The sequence below is a fragment of the Rickettsia massiliae MTU5 genome (assembly GCF_000016625.1).
GTDB classification, from domain to species: Bacteria; Pseudomonadota; Alphaproteobacteria; order Rickettsiales; family Rickettsiaceae; genus Rickettsia; species Rickettsia rickettsii.
The window spans coordinates 518,517-535,976 of sequence record NC_009900.1; the positions used below are offsets into that span (position 1 = coordinate 518,517).

Consider the following 17,460-nt stretch of genomic DNA (forward strand, 5'->3'; position numbering starts at 1 on the left):
AGAGGTAAAGTGGCGCCGATTACAGAACTTCATAAAAATATACAAGAAATTACAAAAGATTTACGAAAACATGATCCTCAAATACCTGATACCAGTAAAAAACCGTTAGCTTTTAGAGAAAATTTTGAAGATCTAATACATTCTGATTTAGGAAAGCCTGTACGAAATAAACCGCTTGCTTTTGATGAAGAGTTAAAGAAAAAAGTTCAAAGCAGACAAGTAAAGGATTCTTTCGAGCAGCAAACAAAGAGTACAGAAGAAAAAATAGATAATCATGCAAAACGTATAGAAAAATTAAAGCAAAAACAGAAAGAACTAGAAGAGAGGAAAAAGGGGCTTGAAGAAAAAAAGCTAATTCTAATATTACTAGAGAAGAAAGATGGAAAATCGCTGCAGAATTAGAAGCTATTAATAATCAATTTAAGGCTATAGAAAAAGAACATAATACTATTACTTCCGATAGAGAAAAAAAGTTTGATAATAAAAATAAACACTTAACTTCTACAAAAAGAGAGCCGACAGCTGCAGATTTACAGCAACAAGGAGCATTAGCAGCTATAAAACGTATGAAAGAAGAGAAGATAAAGCAGCAGCAAGCAGAAGCTGTTAATCAATCTTCAAAAAATACTCTAACTATGCCTAGCGGTACTATACCGATGCCACCTCCAATGCCTGGAAGTGGTATTCCTATTTCCCCATCGCCTCCGCCACCACCTATATCAATTCCAAAAACTATAAAAAAAGAGGCAAAGGATATTGGTAAACAAATGCCTCAAGGAGGAGATAAGCATAAAAAAGAACTAGCAAAAGCTATGAAAGCACGAAGAGAAAAAATAGAAAAGCAACACTCAGGAAGAGGAAGGTAATTATTATAGTATCATAATGGCTCTTTTTTCAAATTTTATCATAAAATGAGCTGCTAGGCTCTATGAAGATTTCTAAGAAGATTTAATTTTGGTTAGTTTTTGCTGCAAATTATAAGGTTTTTTTGAAATAGGAGTAGCTATTCTTTCAAAAATCTTATTAATTTTCGCTAAAAAATACCTCAAAATAGCAAATCAATTAGAAATCTTCATAGAGCCTAGCGAATTAGAACGATTTTACAATTTAATTGCAGTTTAGCCCAAATTTTATCTGCAGTATATATAGGATAGCCTGTAATTAATCCTAGGCTAATGCAAGCTCTGTCACCAAGAGATAAGCCAAATTGTTCTGTTTCTTTCTTTAAGCGTCCAATTTCTATAGCTTGATCAAAATCTAAGGCTACAATTTTATTTATTGAAGCTGAGATCATTTCTGTACTTTGAATAAAAGATATGTTCAATTTTTTATCTAGTTCAGCTACTACTTCTGATATATTTACTGTAGACATAATAGATAACGGTAATAATTCTTCGACCTTGTCACTACCAGTTTCTGAGTTAAATAATGCAAGTAACGCAGATGAATCTAAAATATATTTATTCATTATTAAATTCCTTTCTTCTTGATTCAATTAAAGAGTCAACTAATGATATGTTATCTTTATTTCTAGATTTTACTAATGCTTGAAATTCTTTAATTTTATTTTTTAGAGGAATCAATGTTAATTCTTTATCAAGTATTAGCATTAACTGATCTCCTGAAGCAAGATGTAATTGATCACGAATTTTTGCAGGAATATTTATCCTGCCATTTTCAGATATAGTAACTTTATATTCTAAGTGCATATTTTTAAAACGGTTAAAAATTGAATATATACCAAATATAAAATATTATAATTAAAACTACAATAGTAAAATAAATATAAAAGATTTCTATATTGAAATTATGCTGTAGTTGTATTGCAAAAAAATCTTATAATTTGTAGACAAAAAGAGTTAAAATAGATTAAATTAATTTTCTTTCACACAGCCTAAATAGTTGGTATCATATGATGTTGCCACAAAAAGAAAATATTATATGTCTAATTCAGTTTTTTTAGTTGCATTTTTTACAACGATTATCCGTTATTATGATTATGCTCTATTCGGTTTATCGGCTAGTATTCTTGCACAAAATTTCTTACCTAATATAGAGCAGGATAAACAACTACTCGGTTTTTTTGCTATTCTTAGTGCAGCCGTTATAGTACGACCTTTAGGGTCCTTAATTTTTGGATTTATCGGAGATAAATACGGGCGTACTAAATCTATCAAGATATCAATGTTCATGAGTAGCATTTCTACCGGATTAATTGCTATTACTCCTTCCTTTGAGATAATAGGTATTTTTGCTACGGTAATACTAACATTATGTCGAATGTTTTTTTTAGCAAGCCTTGCTGGAGAAGTTGACGGAATAAAGGTTTATGTAGCTGAAAAAACAGGAGATAATCGGAAAAATTTAAATATAGGAATAGTGTCATGCTGTAGCCAAATAGGTGCATTACTTGCGGCTATAGCTTATTATTACGCTAGTAATTCCGATATCCAATATTTATGGCGTTTTAATTTCTTTATTGGTGCAATATTTGGTTTATTTGCTATTTTGATGAGAAATTTTTTTAAAGAAAGTAGCAAATTTTTAAGAACGTCATCAAAAAGTACCTTGCGGCAAATTATATGGAATAATAAACTATCCGTTATAATAGCATTACTAATAAACGGTGCTATTGGAGGAGTGTATCACTTTTTAGTAATTTTCTTAGGAGTTTTTTTAACAAAAATAGCTTTTATAAATCATCCTGAAATAAGATTTATGAATATAGCTCTTACTACTACCTATGGAATATCAGCTGTTTTTGCAGGGCTGTTTGCCGATAAAATAAACCCTTTAAGACAGATTACATGGGCTTTATTTGCCAGCATTATTGTTGCTTTAGGAATGCAAATAATGTTATACAAACAAATATTTAATATTCTCTGTCCCGTTATATTAATAGGACTTGCAGCATTTTATGCAGTACCGCTACAAATTATTGTTCAATCCTTATTTAAGACTAATGTTAAAATGAGGCTTTATAGTCTATCACATTCTTTTGGAGGTATTATTCTATCCTCCGCTACTCCTTTCTTTAGTATGTTGTTATGGCAAAATTTTAAGTCACTATCTCTAACTTTAAGCTTTTTCATATTTTTGCTTATAATATTAATGAGTACAGTGTTGGTTTTACGTAGGATGTCATCCTCACAAAAGTAAAGCCTTGTTGCATAGCTCGGAAAACCTACTCAATGTCATCCCCGCGAAAGCGGGGATCTAGCAAAATAACTTCAATATTGATACAGAATTTACATATTTGACAAAATAAACACATAACAAACTTGTTTTTGATGTGTTTTACTGGATTCCCGCCTCTGCGGGAATGACATAAACGAGCCATGCAACAAGACCCAAAAGCAAGAATCAATTGCCTTAGATATTTCTTCCGTCTTTAACTGCAACCTGTAGGTTTTATGCTAGGACTACTTGAAGATTTGGAGCTTTGCTGCGCTTGTGTCCCAATTTGCTTCGCTTCTTTTGCTAAGTTTTCAAATTTGTTTTTTAAGCTTTTTGTATTGCCTTTTAGCTTTAAATCGTGAGTTATTTCGTTAATATTCAATTTTTCAGGAGTTGGATGAGATATATAGGCTCTTTAGATTGAGTATGTTTAGAATATTCTATTGCAAATTTTGTACGAGGTCTTATTAGTTCATTCTCTTGCCCTGTATCTTTCTGTTTTTCTTCCTCCCATTTATCCCATTTCGCCGGTGATGTCCAGTATCTTGTTATTTTACTATCAAAGCCTTGTTCAAATTTGTTTATTAAATTTTTGGTGCTATTCTCTTTAATTTCTTTACCTCGATTTTCAAACTCAAAATTTTTCTTAGGAGTTATATAGTCAGATTGAGTATTTTCATGTTGTTTTTCTACAGTCTGTTTCTTTTCTTCTGTCCAGTATTTTTTGATTTTGCTGTCAGAGTCTGCTTCAAATTTTGCTATTCTATCTTTTATACCGGTAATTGCTCCTGTAGATATTTTAGGTTGATCTTGGGTTGATTGTTTAATATGTTTCGGAGATGTATTTTTAGATAATTCATAAGTCAAAGATTCTAAATTAGATAAATTCTTTTGAACTTTTGCTGTATTTGAATTTGATAAAATTTTCGCTTGTACTAAATCAAGAGCTTCAATTAAATTAGTAGAGCTGCTTTTTCCAAATGTGGTAGATAATTCTTCTTGACTTGAGCCTATTCCTGAATCAATAGAAGAAGATCTAGAAACGGTATTAGATTTAGGATTAATATTTGCCTGTTGTACATAAGATTTGCCGGCATCTATTAATATTTTATCAGTGAATTGTGCTAGTGCATTAAATGAATTTTCTAGTTTTGCAAAAAGTTCTGTTGAGGAATGTACTATTGCCGGTGATAATTTAGGTATAGCATCTTCAGGTATAGTTTCTAAAGAAGGAGAATATTTACCTGTTTCTTTGTGTAGTACCGATATTTTGCTTGATTAAATTTGATATATTTTTAAATTTATTTGCTAATTCTTCAGATAATAATATCAATCTTGTTATTGTTATTACTTCCGGCATATAAGACTAGAGCCTCCTTTATATTTTGCGAGATATTATCTGCATGATCTATTAACAACATCTTATATTGTAAATCTAATTCGCTTGAATGATTAGTATTACGGAAGTAATTTTTGTTTACTGATATACTTTTGCTGAGTATATTTTTAGAAGCTTCTATAAGTGCTTTTGCCCCTGTCTCTTCTTTATTTTTTAACTTCTCAAATAAATTTTGTAAACCATCTGAAAAATCCCCGGCATTATCAAGGTATAAAAATTTACTTCTTATAATCTCTTGTGCTTTTTGATTGGAAGCTTGTTGCACTTTTTGTTTCCCTTGCATTACTCCTAGAATGATATTTTTATCTAATGAATTAATCACATCATAAAAATTTTTCATTTCATCTAATTTTTCTCTAGGCTCTTTTATTTTTTGTAATCTCTCTCTTAATTCTTGAAATTTATCCCATTCATGTTGTTCAAGAAACAATCCCTCTATTTTTGTATTTTTAGTATTAGGGCTTTCTCTGCTACTCAGGATTTTATTTCTAGCTGCCTGTAATCTAGATGGTTGATGAGAGTTGATATTATTAATCAAATCTAAAATTTCTTTTGATGTCTTATTAAATTCTGCATTATTAGTTGGATTTTTGATTATTTCTTCTTTAAGGCTAAGCTCTACTTTTTGTTGACCGTGTGTTATAGCTTGTTCGTTTTTTTTGTGAGGTAAGTACTTTTTTATCTTGCTGTATATTTAAGCGCTTTTTCCCTACTTGCTGCACAGCTTCTTCCATCAATTGCAGTAGATTAATATTGCCCTTTATTTCTAGTTGTTGCTCATTAGTGATCGGTAATGGATTACTTAGTCTTAATAATGCTGAAAAATCTGAAGGGGATATGAGGACATCAAGTTGAGCCTTGGTTTTTCTACCTTTTCCGTCTTCCTTCAAGCCTTCAACTTTACCAATACTAATAGGTAGATTTTTTAAATAAATTTCTTTACTAGCACCCTGTATATTTTTATCATTTGCTACTTTGAAGTGAGCTTGTTGCTGAGAAACATACGGTCCCGGCGTTCTTAGGGTCTATTTTGTTTATTAGAGCTTCTATAAAATTAGTTGTACGTGTTATAGCTAGTTTATATGTTTCTAAAATATTATTTAAATTAGTATTTTTTATTAAATAAAGATTGCTTATTAGTCGGTCTAATTCATTCTTATGTTTCATAATTTCCCTCTATTAATAAAAATAAACCAAAATGTAATACCATTTATGTGCAATTAACAATACTAATAATGAGTATTAATTCAATATTTTAAATCTTGTTGCATTTGTGCTTCAATAATATAATTTTATCATTTATTTTATCGTCTCAATGAGTTTTTTAACTCCCTCGACTGATTTATCAAATAGTGCTTTTTCCTCTGCGGTTAACTGTAGTTCTATTACTTTTAGAACACCTTCTTTACCGATCATAATAGGCACTCCGACATATAAATCATGTACGCCGTACTCACCTTGTAAATGAGCGGCACAAGTTAGAATCTGACGTTTATCTTTTAAATATGACTCAAGCATTTCTATTGCTGAGGCTGCGGGAGCATAATAAGCAGAACCTGTTTTAAGTAATGCAACAATCTCACCGCCGCCGTTTCTAGTACGATCGATTATTTTTTCAATATTTTCATTACTTGATAAGCCCATTTTTATCAAGTCAGGTATCGGCACGCCTGATATTGTAGAATATCTTGCAAGAGGTACCATAGCATCGCCGTGACCGCCGAGGACTGTGCTATTAACATTGCTAACCGATACTTTAAACTCTTCAGCAAGAAAAAGATTAAATCTTGATGAGTCAAGTACTCCTGCCATACCGATTACTTTATTGTGAGGCAATCCGCTTTCTTTAAGCATGACATATACCATAACATCAAGTGGATTGGTAATTACTATTACAAAGGCATCAGGAGCGTATTTTTTAACATTTGCTGCAACCGTTTTCATAATACTGGTGTTAATGCTAATTAAATCGTCTCTACTCATCCCTGGTTTTCTTGGTAAACCGGCAGTAATAATTATGGCATCAGATCCTTCAATATCTTTATAGTTGTTTGTGCCTTTTATTTTGATATCAGACCCGACTATTGTACCGGCTTGCATGAGATCCAATGCTTTTCCTTGCGGTACTCCTTCAGTCACATCAAATAACACGATATCGCCGAGTTCTCTAAGGCTAATTAAGTGAGCAAGCGTACCACCTATGTTACCGCTACCTATTAATGAGATTTTTGGATTTTGTTTCATTACTTCCTCTACAAATATTAAATATGCCTATTACTATATTACAAATAGATTCAAGAAAAAAGAATTTTTAAATTATATTGTTAATTGGTTAATTCATAAAAATTAACCATTCATATTGATTATCCAGCTGATGGTTCAAACCTCCACCTTCAGGTGGAGAAACTTTAGTTTGAATAAGTCATAGTCGTCTTATATAAAATAAGTAAGTAGGACTTATTTTATAGGATGACTATGACAGAATATGAAAAAGGGAAACATACGGTATATTATCACAGGTATCACATAGTATGGATAACAAAATACCGTTATAAAGTATTAACCCAAGTTATCAAAGAAAGGATTAGGGAAATCATAGCTCAAGTTTCAGAGGAAATGAATATTAGGATAGTAAATGGGGTGATATCATCTGATCATTTACATATTTTAGTATCGATACCTCCTAATATAGCAGTAAGTGAATTTGTACAAAGAGCAAAAGGTAGAACTGCACGTAGAATACAACAAGAATTCCCAGAATTAAAAAAGAGATATTGGGGGAAGCATTTTTGGGGAAGAGGTTATTTTAGTACAACAAGTGGTCATATCACAGATGAAGTAATTAATGAGTATATAAATAACCTGTAGAAGTCAAGATTTAATCTTACAGACACTATAAATTTTGCACCTGATTGTCAGTTAAATTTTGACTGTCAGATATATATTCAAGATACAAGATTTCATTATTCTTTTCAACAGCTAATTTCTTACTATCCTTAAAAGTTTGCATAGGAGTTTTTCCGTAACAATATTTACCAGAATGAGGTCTTTCATTATTGAAATACTCTAGCCAGATATCAAGATCTAATTGTAGGTCATCAAGATCTGTATAAATCTTTTTCCGCATAGCTGTATCAAAGAATTCTTGTTTCATGGTTTTGTTAAAACGCTCACACATACCGTTTGTTTGAGGAGAATATGCTTTAGTAGTAGTATGCTCTATACCTTCGATACTTAGAAACAACTCAAAAGCATGATGCTCTATATTTCCCTTATATTCTGACCCACGATCTGTAAGAATACGAAGTATTGGTATCCCTTGAGTCTCATACCATGGTAACACTCGGTCATTAAGCATATCAGCAGCAGTTAGAGCTGTTTTATCAGTATATAGTTTAGCATCAGCTACTCTGCTGTAGCTATCAATAAATACCTGAGAATAAACCTTACCTATACCCTTAAAATTGCCTACATAGTATGTATCCTGGCATCCTAGATACCCTGGATGCTGCGTCTCAATTTCTCCATCAGCTTCTTTTTCATTACGACGCTTCTCTAGCACTTGTAATTGAGCTTCAGTAAGAACAATACCATCCTGAGCCATCTTTGCTTCTAATGCTTTAAGCCTTTTACTGATATTGTTTAAATCATTACGTAACCAAATTGATCTCACTCCTCCAGGTGATACAAGTATACCCCTCTTCTTAAGCTCATTTGATACTCTTAGCTGACCATATGCTGGATATTCTATTGCCATATCCATTACTGCTTTCTCTATCGCTGGATCAACTCTATTCGCTATTATTGGCTTTCTTCGACTAATTTCATACAATGCCTCTTCACCACCAGTTTCATACAGTTCTTTAAATCTGTAATAACTATCTCTACTATAGCCCATCGCTTTACATGCTGATGATATGCTACCAAGGCTCTTAGCTAATTCAAGTAATCCTAATTTTGGCTTTATTATTTTTTGATTTAAGTTCATTGTGACCTTCCATTTTTTTATCTGTATTTGTTAATACATTATTTACATTAAATGTAAGATCAAATGTCAACTACTACAAATAACCATACAGAAGCTCATAAACCAACTTCTATTTCTAACATTAGATTGGAATAAGCTTTAGCTTAAACTCTACGGCACTTCTAGTGCCTATCATCAACCTACCGGCTCTCAGCCGGTAGTGGTTGAGTTTATTAAAATAGATTAATATAATGCTGAGTCGAAAATACCATGAAACATGGAATTTTAATAAAATAACTAAAAAAATAATTATGCCTAAAATTTCTAAGTTAATAAATATTTTTAAATCTTGTATAGGAAAGGGGAGTAATGCAAAAGAATGTAAAACCGCTCCAGAGAAATGTTTCATGATTTACGCATTAGTATTAACAATAGTCTTAATAGTAAAACAGTAAAGATGTTAGTTTTGATACGGTAGATAGCCCAGAAAACAAAAGTACCCTACATTATGTAACTGACTTAGCAGACCTTAAAGAGTGACTGCAAAAAGGTATTGATCCTAATATACAAGATGAGAATGGTGATACTGCTTTAGAGGTTACAGGTAATTTTAAAAAAGCCAAAATGTTACTTGAATATGGTGCTACGGTGAATGACTATAAACAGATGGGTGAAGTATTACATTACTGTGGTCGTAACTCAGTAGAAAACAAAATTATTCTTTCACTATTAATGCATAACAATGCTAATACTAATTTTACAAAAGCAAATTTAGTAAGACAATGGAAAGAACCGCATGAAGAGGCAGAGCGATTAATAAAACAAATTAAAAAAATAGAGGGCTTAATATATCAAAGTAAAGAAGTAGAGACGTTAAGAGTATATGTTGACAGATTACAGAGCTTACAAAATAAATATGAAAAAGCAAAGGATAGTAGCCAAGCTGTTTTAAAAATAATATTAGATTATATTAAAAATCAATAGAGTGATGGTTTAAAAGCTAAACTTGTTATTACTTGTCAAAATCTAGGGTTAATCGACGATTATTCGGAAGTAGCTCAAGAAAATGCAGTATATAAGTGCTTGGATGAGGCTTTTGATTTGCTTGATCAAGGATTAATAGGAGCGGATGTTCAAAATACAGTAGTTTGATTCATAGCATCAAGCAATTTTTGAAAAGCACTGGTCATTCCTGTTCAGCATTGTATGCATGGAGCGTTTTATGTCATTCCCGCGTAGGTGGAAATCTAGTAAAACCTATAAAAATTTGTTTTTTTAGGTTTATTTTTTAATAAATAACTTCTATATCGATATTTGAAGTTATTTTGCTAGATCCACGCAACAAGGCTGAGCTAGGAATGACATCGTACGCCTTTTCTGAGTCATGCAACAACGCCTACCTACGTAGCTCATGAAGATTAGGGATCAACGCAAGCAAGCCTTCACAGGAATGGATATCCTTATCAACGTTGTATCATCTTATTATAATATTTCGATAAAACTTTCACGCCATATAGCCATAATAGACATACGATAATAAAACTAAACATCAATAAACCGGCTATGTCGTTATGTACGGCGTTCGGGAAAATACTAAAGGATATGAATTGAATAATAGCACCTATTGATTTACCGATTTTAGCACCCATAACATCAACTGCAGCTTTACCTTTGGTCTTCATTTCACTATCGAGCGGAATATATACCATTTCTTTAGTAGCATCAAAAAGTGAATATTTTACGGATTTAGAAAGTATATGCCAAAGTCCGCCGATAAAAACTATAACGACAAGCGGCGCACTACTATAGCCGAGAGTATTTACGATATTTCCTAGGTGATTTTCAAAAACCGTGAATGAAAAGAACATAACACCTGCTCCGAACATCATAATCGGTGTTATAATAGCTCCCCAAAACCAGCCGCATATTCTAATTAAACTACTGCCTAAAAACGCACTAACTAATGTGAGTACTCCCGTCCAAAAAAACACTGTACCGTGATAGGCTATAAAATCCTTTGTAGCGGGATAGAGTTGCTTTACTTTGGACATCCATAATCCTTCTATTAGGCTAATACTCATAGAATAAGACATTACAAGAAGACAAATAAAACCGAGATATCTAGAAGATAATATTACTTTTGCACTTTCGATCAAGCTTAATTTTAATATATCCGTTCTTTGGTTTTTAAATTTAATATTTTTGTCAGCTTCTACGACTGATTTATCAATAAGTTTATGAAGAGCTAGACAAATGAATCCGGATATTAAAATAACCGTAATAAATGATTTTAAAAGAATTTCATTTGTATCGTTTAGATGAGAAAATAAAGGTAATAAGAAATGCTCACTCTTAGCAAAATAAATAATTACGGTTCCTGAGATAAGTAAATTAGTTTGTCCGAATAAAGTAAAAAATGAGTAAAATCTTGGTGCTTCTTCGACTTTAGTAATTTTATTTGCAAGCTGCCAATATAAAAGAGTAAAGACTATAACCGGCCATAACTCTCCCATAATATAAAATAATACCAAACTCCACTGTCCCCAAATTATTAAAAACCATTTTAAGTGAGGAAGAACAGTGAGATAGTGCTTAATTAATTCGGGATTGGGATGAAAAAACTCTCTGTACGGAAATAAAATAAAACCAAAAATTGCGAAGAAAAATAAAAAAGTACCGGTAATTATCCTAAAAACTTGCTCTGTTGTCATAATATTACAGAGTTTAGAATAAAAAATAACAAATAAAATTCCCATCGGCATTTCGCCCCAAAGTTTGATAAAACTCAATACTTCTGAGCTAATTAAGGTAACCACAAAACTATCTTTAATACTACGAACTAAGTTTTGATTAAGTAGAATAAAAAACATTAGTAAAGCCATCGGGATAAACTTGGTTAATTCATACGATCTAATCGGCCATACTATATGCCTAAATTTACTGTTTCTGGCTTTATTCCAAAGTGTGAAATTAGAATCCACGCTATCCATTGATTTACTATGAGCTTATTTTTTTAGTACCGGATAGTTTTTAAAAATGTTATGTTTTTGCAAGGCTTAGAGCTTTATAGGTCATTCCCGCATATGCGGGAATGACCTCAAACGTTTTTCAGAAACTGTCCGGCTATATTATTTTTTGCACCCTAGACTATAATAAACACTATGTCAAGATTTTTTAAAATAGTCTCATATATTGTTGTTAATTACATTTGTTATACTCAATCGCTGCTTTAATAAACTGAATAAATAACGGATGAGCTTCAAAAGGTTTAGATTTAAATTCCGGATGAAATTGTACTCCTACGAACCAACGCAGTAGCGGTAGTTCAATTATTTCTACAATCTCTTCATCTTTTGAAAAACCGCTAAATACTATTCCGTGTTTTTCAAAAATATTTTGAAATTCATTATTAAATTTATATCTATGACGATGTCTCTCATTTATTTCAAGGCTTTTATAAGCATTAGCTGCAATGGTACTTGCGACCAAACTACAAGGATAAGAGCCGAGCCTCATAGTCTTTTTTACATTTTCAATTGTTATTTTTGAGTCTTCACAGTTTTTATTTATTTTCTCAATAATTTTTGTACCGTCTACTTTAAATTCTTCCGTTACTGCATCTTTAATACCGATTAAATTCTGAGCTATTTCGATCGTCGCAAGTTGCATACCGAAACATATTCCAAAAAAAGGTATGTTATTAGTACGGGCATATTTTATTGCTATAATTTTTCCTTTAGTCGCCCGTTCTCCAAATCCGCCTGGTACTAAAATCCCATCTATATCTAATAATTTTTTATTAATATTCTCTTCAGTTAGATTTTCAGCATTTATCCATACTAAATCAATTTTGTATTTGTAATAAATACCTGCATGATCAAGTGCCTCGATTACTGATTTATAAGCATCTTTTAATTTATGATATTTAGCTATTATAGCGATTCTTACTTTTGAATTAGAATCTTTTAGCCTATTAATTATATCATGCCATTTATCTAATTTAGACGGCATGGCATTAATATTAAAAAATTTTAATACTTTATTGTCAAGACCTGAATTATGATATGCAATCGGTACTAAATATATATTTTTTTGATCTATTGCCGGAACAACATACTCAGATTCTATATTACAAAATAAAGCTATTTTGTCTATTTCGCCTTTTGAAATGTTACGTTCTGCACGACACACTAGTATATTAGGTGAAATACCTATAGCGCGTAATGCTTTAACTGAGTGTTGGGTAGGTTTTATTTTTAATTCACGGGCGGTTTTAACATAAGGTAATAATGTTAAATGAATAAATAAACAATTTTCGCTTTTTAATTTGTTACCAATTTGCCTTATAGCTTCAAAAAACGGTAGACCTTCAATATCACCGACTGTACCGCCTATTTCACAAATAATAAAATCAAAACCCTTGGTGTTTGAAAATATAAAATCTTTTATTATATTTGTAACATGCGGGATGACTTGAACAGTAACGCCGGCGTAATTTCCTAAACGTTCATCTTTAAGTAATTTTGAGTATATCGCACCTGTTGTGATGCTATCAAATTTGCATGCGGCAACTCCGGTAAAACGTTCATAATGTCCAAGATCTAGATCGGTTTCTGCTCCGTCATCGGTTACATATACCTCACCATGTTCGTGAGGATTCATAGTTCCCGGGTCAATGTTAAGATAAGGGTCTAGTTTTCGTACACTGACTCTAAAACCTTTCGCTTGCAATAGCATAGCAAGAGATGCTGCCGTTAGACCTTTACCGAGTGATGAAACAACACCGCCGGTAACAAAAATGAAATGTACCATTATTATAAACCTAGTTTACTAATATTTTCGTAAAATTTTACTGCTTTTTTTAAGTCTTCTTCCGTATCTACGGAAATAGGAACATTCTCAACTAAACATGTACCTATAGTCATGCCGTTTTCAAGGACACGTAATTGTTCTAAACGTTCTGTTTTTTCTAAAAAAGTTGGCTTAAGAGATACAAATTTTTCTAAAGCGTTTTTGCGAAAACCATACATGCCTACATGATATAAAAATTCTTCTGCGCCGTTTGGGATAAGACTACGCGAAAAATACAACGCTGTCCCCGCCGAGTCAACCGCTACGGTAACATTACTACTAGCTTCCACTGATTCCCTATCTACTTTTACTATCGGTGTAACAATATCGTATTCGCTGTTTTTTAAATATTCTATAATTTTCAAAATAGAGCTAGGTTCAATGAAAGGCATATCTCCCTGTACATTAACTATGTAATTAATGTTTTGATTATTTGGAATTAATTTAAAAGCTTCATAAGTACGATCAGTACCGGTTGGGATAGCACTATCCGTGAATATTACTTTTCCTCCGACTTTTTTAATAACGCTTGCTATCTCTTCCGAGTCGGTCGCAACATATGTATGCTTAAGGCCCGCTTGATTTACTTGTTTGAATACCCGCTCGATTAAAGTTATAGAGCCGATAAGCTGCAGCGGTTTTTGTTTAAGCCTAGTTGAACTTAGCCTTGAGGGGATAATTATAGCCACGTCCTGATGCTGCATAAACTTCCTACATTTAAATTAAAAAATAATTGTTGACAGGTTAGCCTTTTTCGGCGATAAAGTAAAACATAATTTTTGAATATATGCAATATATTTAAGAGCTCGTAGCTCAGTCGGTAGAGCATTTGACTTTTAATCAAAGGGTCCCGAGTTCGAATCTCGGCGAGCTCACCATACTTCTTATACTGTGGGTTTGTAGCTCAGCTGGTTAGAGCACACGCCTGATAAGCGTGAGGTCGGAAGTTCAAGTCTTCTCAAACCCACCATTCAATCCGCTACAACAATAAAATCTGTATTATCATAATTATAAATCAAGGTGATCATTTATTAATATTGCTAAGTTAGGATGATATTGTCAAACTAAGGTTTAGATTATGAAAAAATACAAATTTACTGAAAAAGAACAAGAAATACTAGATTATTTTGAACAAGATGAGCTTTTAGAGTTACCTAAAAAAGAACTAGAGAGCCAAATATAGCTAAAATTGCCGCAGCTAATTTTTTTAAAAAATCGGAAAGAATTAATATTAGATTGCCGTTATACGATTTAAATCATATAAAAAGAATTGCAGCACAAGAAAGAATGCCTTATTAAACTCTTATTGCTAGTGTTGTTGTACACAAATACGCGTCCGGATATTTAAAATTAGATAAACTTAGTTAATCAATACTTTTTTTATATAAATAACATTTTTTTCTCAATGAGTCTTTTTAGAGGTAGAAAAAGGTTAGAGGGTAAATTATCACGAGCAAACCACTACCAGCTTGCTACTTTATGAGGCTCAAGATTCTGTAATTCATGCTCATTTAAACAATGAGCTTTAAGGAAAATCAAGACGTAATGCTTTTGTTCTTTTTCAAAAATATCGTTAGTCACCGCTATAAATTGTGGGTTTTCAATGATCAGATTTGTTTCTTCTAAAACTTCACGGATAGCACATTCTTCAAATGTTTCTCCAAATTCTAAATGTCCACCGACAGGAGCATAACTAGACTCACCATGGGAACTAATACAAATTTCATTCCTATTATTAAAGATTAAAATATCGATGCGTAGGTGGTTAGTCATATCTAACTATTAACTCTTGATTGACTTATTAATAATTAATATCGTATGTTAGCTTCTAAAGCAAATAAAAAAATATTGCTTATTTAAATACCGTGAGCTATTTGTAGATTATATTTAATATTTACCTGTAGTTATGAATTCTACCAATCAATTACAAAATAGTAGCTTAACTAATTCTTGGCTTAAGCTTGGTATTTTATCCTTGGGATTTGCGGGTTTATATTCAATTATTTTGGTGGTACTACGTACCCCGCCATTATCAAGCTTTTTCCCAAATCCGCATATTTTCAAATCTGCTTTAATTATTCATGTTAATTTATCGGTATTGATTTGGTTATTGTCCGTTACGGCTAGTGTTTGGGGGGGTGAAACGTCATTGCGAGGAGAGGCGAAGCCTCGACGCGGCAATCTCATGAAACAATACAAAATTCCTGAGATTGCCACGCTCTCTACGTCCGCTCGCAATGACGTGTTTCGCCTTTACCCCAAACTTGCTTTTCTAGCTACTCTTCTAATCGCCATCTCCCCAATAGCCGGGCATAATCCGGTGATGAATAATTATATACCGATGCTTGAAAATATCGTATTTATTTTGGGGTTAAGCTTATTTGGTGTTACGTTGCTATTGTACGCTATAAATATTTTATATTTCTTCGATTGGACGAACTTAAATAGTCTAGTTAATTTTACCGTATTATCGACTATTATAATGTTTATTTTAAGCTGTGTTTGTTTTGGATGGTCTTATAATGGCTTGCAAAACATCATTCAAATTATTCCAATCGAGATAGAATTTTATTATGAATTACTTTTTTGGAGCGGAGGTCATTTATTGCAATTTATATATACTCAAATATTAATATTTATTTGGGTTAGTTTATTTAAAGAGTTAATAGCTAGAGAATTGACATTTCAAAAATTCTATCTTTTCTTACTTTATTTAAATTTTATTTTCGGAATTCTGACACTTTTCGGTCATATATTTTATGATATTATCGATGGAGCCTTCAAAGTATTCTATACAAATCATATGAAATATCTAGGCGGCATTGCTCCTGTTTTATGTTTAATAGGTATGGGGGTTGAGTTGGTATGGGTATTTGTCATCCCGCGACTTGATCGCGAGATCCAAACAAAATATCAGAATAATGTTATAGATCTCGCGATCAAGTCGCGGGATGACACGGTTACAATAAATGACAGAGTAATCAAAACCATCTTACTTTGCTCTATTACTTTATTCTTACTTGGCGGGCTTATAGCAATGAATATCACAGGTATAAATGTAGCAATTCCTGCTCATTATCACGGGTCTATAGTAGGGATTAGCATTGCTTGTATGGGGTATAGTTATTTGGGTATTGGGAGGTATCAACGTCATTGCGAGCGACTAAAAAGAGCGTGGCAATCTCATGAGGTAATACAAAAACTCCCTAGATTGCCGCGTCGGCACTTCGTGCCTCCTCGCAATGACAATATTATTAATTTTACATTTTACCTCCTAACATTCGGGCAGATTCTGCACATACTAGGTCTAGCATTCGCCGGTGGTTATGGTGTTATGCGGAAAGACCCAAATAGTGTAATGCCGATGTCAGCTAAGCTATTAATGGGAATGATGGGTGGAGGAGGGTTTATTGCTATAGTAGGCGGCTTGATGTTTGTATATATTTGTGTTAAAGTAATGTTTTTTAAAAGTATAAAACTAGCACATGAGTAAACCAACTAGAGAAGAAGCTAAAGAGGCAGTAAGAACGTTACTAAAATTCATTGGTGAAGATCCAAGCAGAGAAGGGCTGCTTAAAACGCCTGATAGAGTAATTAATAGCTACGCAGAAATATTTTCCGGTTATGGAAAGGATGTAGCAAAAATATTAAATACCAAGTTTTATGAAACTTGTAATTTTCAAGATTTTATCTTACTGAATATAAAATTTACCTCTTTCTGTGAACATCATATATTACCTTTTAACGGTACAGTAGATATAGCTTATGTTCCTGATAATTGTATTGTCGGCATCAGTAAGCTAGCACGAATAGTAAATATTTTTGCTAGAAGACTACAAATCCAAGAAAAAATGACGGTACAGATAGCAGAAAGCGTGCAGGAGAATTTAAAGCCGCTTGGCGTTGCCGTTAAGATTTCTGCCGTACATAGCTGTATGTCAATGCGTGGCGTAATGCAAGATAATAGCGTTATGAATACCATGCATTATACGGGTATATTTGCCGAACAGCAGAAATATCGTCATGAGTTTTTAAACCTTACTGCTAAAAGGTGATACGTTATTAA

General features: G+C 32.5%; 19 protein-coding genes, 2 tRNA genes and 2 pseudogenes. 10 read left to right on the forward strand and 13 right to left on the reverse strand.

The genetic code is table 11. The annotated features are described in order from the left end of the window. The first annotated feature begins 9 nt into the window (after window positions 1-9). Both RMA_RS02790 and RMA_RS02795 read left to right on the forward strand, forming a co-directional pair. Window positions 10-402 (forward strand): hypothetical protein, encoded by a 393-nt coding sequence (locus RMA_RS02790; RefSeq protein ID WP_238375552.1) that lies wholly within the window; start codon window positions 10-12, stop codon window positions 400-402. A gap of 164 nt (window positions 403-566) precedes the next feature. Further along, window positions 567-866: a hypothetical protein gene (locus tag RMA_RS02795; RefSeq protein ID WP_041404630.1), complete on the forward strand. Its 300-nt coding sequence runs from the start codon at window positions 567-569 to the stop codon at window positions 864-866. A gap of 215 nt (window positions 867-1,081) precedes the next feature. Here RMA_RS02795 and RMA_RS02800 read toward each other — a convergent pair whose 3' ends face one another. Next, the gene (locus RMA_RS02800) at window positions 1,082-1,468 is read right to left on the reverse strand and encodes a type II toxin-antitoxin system VapC family toxin (RefSeq protein WP_041404631.1); all 387 of its coding nucleotides are present in this window, start codon (window positions 1,466-1,468) and stop codon (window positions 1,082-1,084) included. Then, window positions 1,461-1,709, reverse strand: a complete 249-nt coding sequence (locus RMA_RS02805) for an AbrB/MazE/SpoVT family DNA-binding domain-containing protein (RefSeq protein ID WP_010977150.1) — start codon at window positions 1,707-1,709, stop codon at window positions 1,461-1,463. Before RMA_RS02805 ends, RMA_RS02800 begins: the two co-directional genes overlap by 8 nt. A 232-nt stretch (window positions 1,710-1,941) precedes the next feature. Between RMA_RS02805 and RMA_RS02810 the strand changes: the two genes are divergently transcribed. Continuing rightward, the gene (locus RMA_RS02810) at window positions 1,942-3,159 is read left to right on the forward strand and encodes an MFS transporter (RefSeq protein WP_041404632.1); all 1,218 of its coding nucleotides are present in this window, start codon (window positions 1,942-1,944) and stop codon (window positions 3,157-3,159) included. Between the two features lie 213 nt (window positions 3,160-3,372). Here the strand turns inward: RMA_RS02810 and RMA_RS02815 are convergent. After that, window positions 3,373-3,559, reverse strand: a pseudogene (locus RMA_RS02815) (hypothetical protein). A gap of 143 nt (window positions 3,560-3,702) precedes the next feature. Continuing rightward, window positions 3,703-4,044 (reverse strand): annotated as a pseudogene (locus RMA_RS02820) (hypothetical protein); the annotation flags it as partial. A 220-nt stretch (window positions 4,045-4,264) separates the two neighbouring features. Here RMA_RS02820 and RMA_RS09820 point away from each other — a divergent pair. Next, on the forward strand, window positions 4,265-4,459 hold the full coding sequence (locus RMA_RS09820; RefSeq protein WP_187145898.1) for a hypothetical protein: 195 nt from the start codon (window positions 4,265-4,267) through the stop codon (window positions 4,457-4,459). Window positions 4,460-4,493: 34 nt separating this feature from the next. Here RMA_RS09820 and RMA_RS10790 read toward each other — a convergent pair whose 3' ends face one another. The 4 genes from RMA_RS10790 to mdh all read right to left on the reverse strand — a co-directional run bounded on the left by RMA_RS10790 (window position 4,494) and on the right by mdh (window position 6,820). Next, on the reverse strand, window positions 4,494-5,114 hold the full coding sequence (locus tag RMA_RS10790) for a hypothetical protein (protein ID WP_238375553.1): 621 nt from the start codon (window positions 5,112-5,114) through the stop codon (window positions 4,494-4,496). Between the two features lie 73 nt (window positions 5,115-5,187). Then, window positions 5,188-5,466 (reverse strand): hypothetical protein, encoded by a 279-nt coding sequence (locus RMA_RS10795; RefSeq protein WP_238375554.1) that lies wholly within the window; start codon window positions 5,464-5,466, stop codon window positions 5,188-5,190. Between the two features lie 73 nt (window positions 5,467-5,539). After that, a complete protein-coding gene (locus RMA_RS10800; RefSeq protein ID WP_238375555.1) occupies window positions 5,540-5,743 on the reverse strand; it encodes a hypothetical protein in 204 nt (67 codons plus the stop codon). 132 nt (window positions 5,744-5,875) lie between these two features. Continuing rightward, the gene (mdh, locus tag RMA_RS02845) at window positions 5,876-6,820 is read right to left on the reverse strand and encodes a malate dehydrogenase (RefSeq protein WP_041404633.1); all 945 of its coding nucleotides are present in this window, start codon (window positions 6,818-6,820) and stop codon (window positions 5,876-5,878) included. A 231-nt stretch (window positions 6,821-7,051) separates the two neighbouring features. On the opposite strand from mdh, the gene tnpA reads away from it, so the two are divergent. Beyond that, window positions 7,052-7,444, forward strand: coding sequence for an IS200/IS605 family transposase (gene tnpA / locus RMA_RS02850; protein ID WP_041404978.1), 393 nt, complete (start codon window positions 7,052-7,054; stop codon window positions 7,442-7,444). A 25-nt stretch (window positions 7,445-7,469) separates the two neighbouring features. On the opposite strand, the gene RMA_RS02855 is transcribed toward tnpA, so the two are convergent. Next, complete coding sequence (locus RMA_RS02855; RefSeq protein ID WP_041404634.1) at window positions 7,470-8,564, reverse strand: IS481 family transposase; 1,095 nt, start codon at window positions 8,562-8,564, stop codon at window positions 7,470-7,472. A 603-nt stretch (window positions 8,565-9,167) separates the two neighbouring features. On the opposite strand from RMA_RS02855, the gene RMA_RS02865 reads away from it, so the two are divergent. Further along, window positions 9,168-9,527 carry a hypothetical protein gene (locus tag RMA_RS02865; protein ID WP_238375556.1) on the forward strand — a complete coding sequence of 120 codons (360 nt, stop codon included), beginning with the start codon at window positions 9,168-9,170 and terminating at the stop codon, window positions 9,525-9,527. A gap of 479 nt (window positions 9,528-10,006) precedes the next feature. Here RMA_RS02865 and tlc2 read toward each other — a convergent pair whose 3' ends face one another. The 3 genes from tlc2 to RMA_RS02880 all read right to left on the reverse strand — a co-directional run bounded on the left by tlc2 (window position 10,007) and on the right by RMA_RS02880 (window position 14,098). Continuing rightward, complete coding sequence (gene tlc2, locus RMA_RS02870) at window positions 10,007-11,533, reverse strand: nucleotide exchange transporter Tlc2 (RefSeq protein ID WP_012152708.1); 1,527 nt, start codon at window positions 11,531-11,533, stop codon at window positions 10,007-10,009. Window positions 11,534-11,741: 208 nt separating this feature from the next. Further along, window positions 11,742-13,355 (reverse strand): CTP synthase, encoded by a 1,614-nt coding sequence (locus RMA_RS02875; RefSeq protein ID WP_041404636.1) that lies wholly within the window; start codon window positions 13,353-13,355, stop codon window positions 11,742-11,744. A gap of 2 nt (window positions 13,356-13,357) precedes the next feature. After that, complete coding sequence (locus tag RMA_RS02880; RefSeq protein ID WP_012152710.1) at window positions 13,358-14,098, reverse strand: 3-deoxy-manno-octulosonate cytidylyltransferase; 741 nt, start codon at window positions 14,096-14,098, stop codon at window positions 13,358-13,360. A gap of 98 nt (window positions 14,099-14,196) precedes the next feature. Here RMA_RS02880 and RMA_RS02885 point away from each other — a divergent pair. Both RMA_RS02885 and RMA_RS02890 read left to right on the forward strand, forming a co-directional pair. Beyond that, window positions 14,197-14,272: transfer RNA gene (locus tag RMA_RS02885), tRNA-Lys, on the forward strand. Window positions 14,273-14,287: 15 nt separating this feature from the next. Next, window positions 14,288-14,364, forward strand: a tRNA-Ile gene (locus RMA_RS02890). Between the two features lie 491 nt (window positions 14,365-14,855). Here RMA_RS02890 and RMA_RS02900 read toward each other — a convergent pair. After that, on the reverse strand, window positions 14,856-15,167 hold the full coding sequence (locus RMA_RS02900; RefSeq protein WP_012152711.1) for a nucleotide triphosphate diphosphatase NUDT15: 312 nt from the start codon (window positions 15,165-15,167) through the stop codon (window positions 14,856-14,858). A 133-nt stretch (window positions 15,168-15,300) separates the two neighbouring features. Between RMA_RS02900 and RMA_RS02905 the strand changes: the two genes are divergently transcribed. Then, window positions 15,301-16,887 carry a cbb3-type cytochrome c oxidase subunit I gene (locus tag RMA_RS02905; protein WP_012152712.1) on the forward strand — a complete coding sequence of 529 codons (1,587 nt, stop codon included), beginning with the start codon at window positions 15,301-15,303 and terminating at the stop codon, window positions 16,885-16,887. After that, window positions 16,880-17,449: a GTP cyclohydrolase I FolE gene (gene folE / locus RMA_RS02910; protein WP_012152713.1), complete on the forward strand. Its 570-nt coding sequence runs from the start codon at window positions 16,880-16,882 to the stop codon at window positions 17,447-17,449. The genes RMA_RS02905 and folE overlap by 8 nt, the downstream gene beginning before the upstream one ends. Window positions 17,450-17,460: the final 11 nt, after the last annotated feature.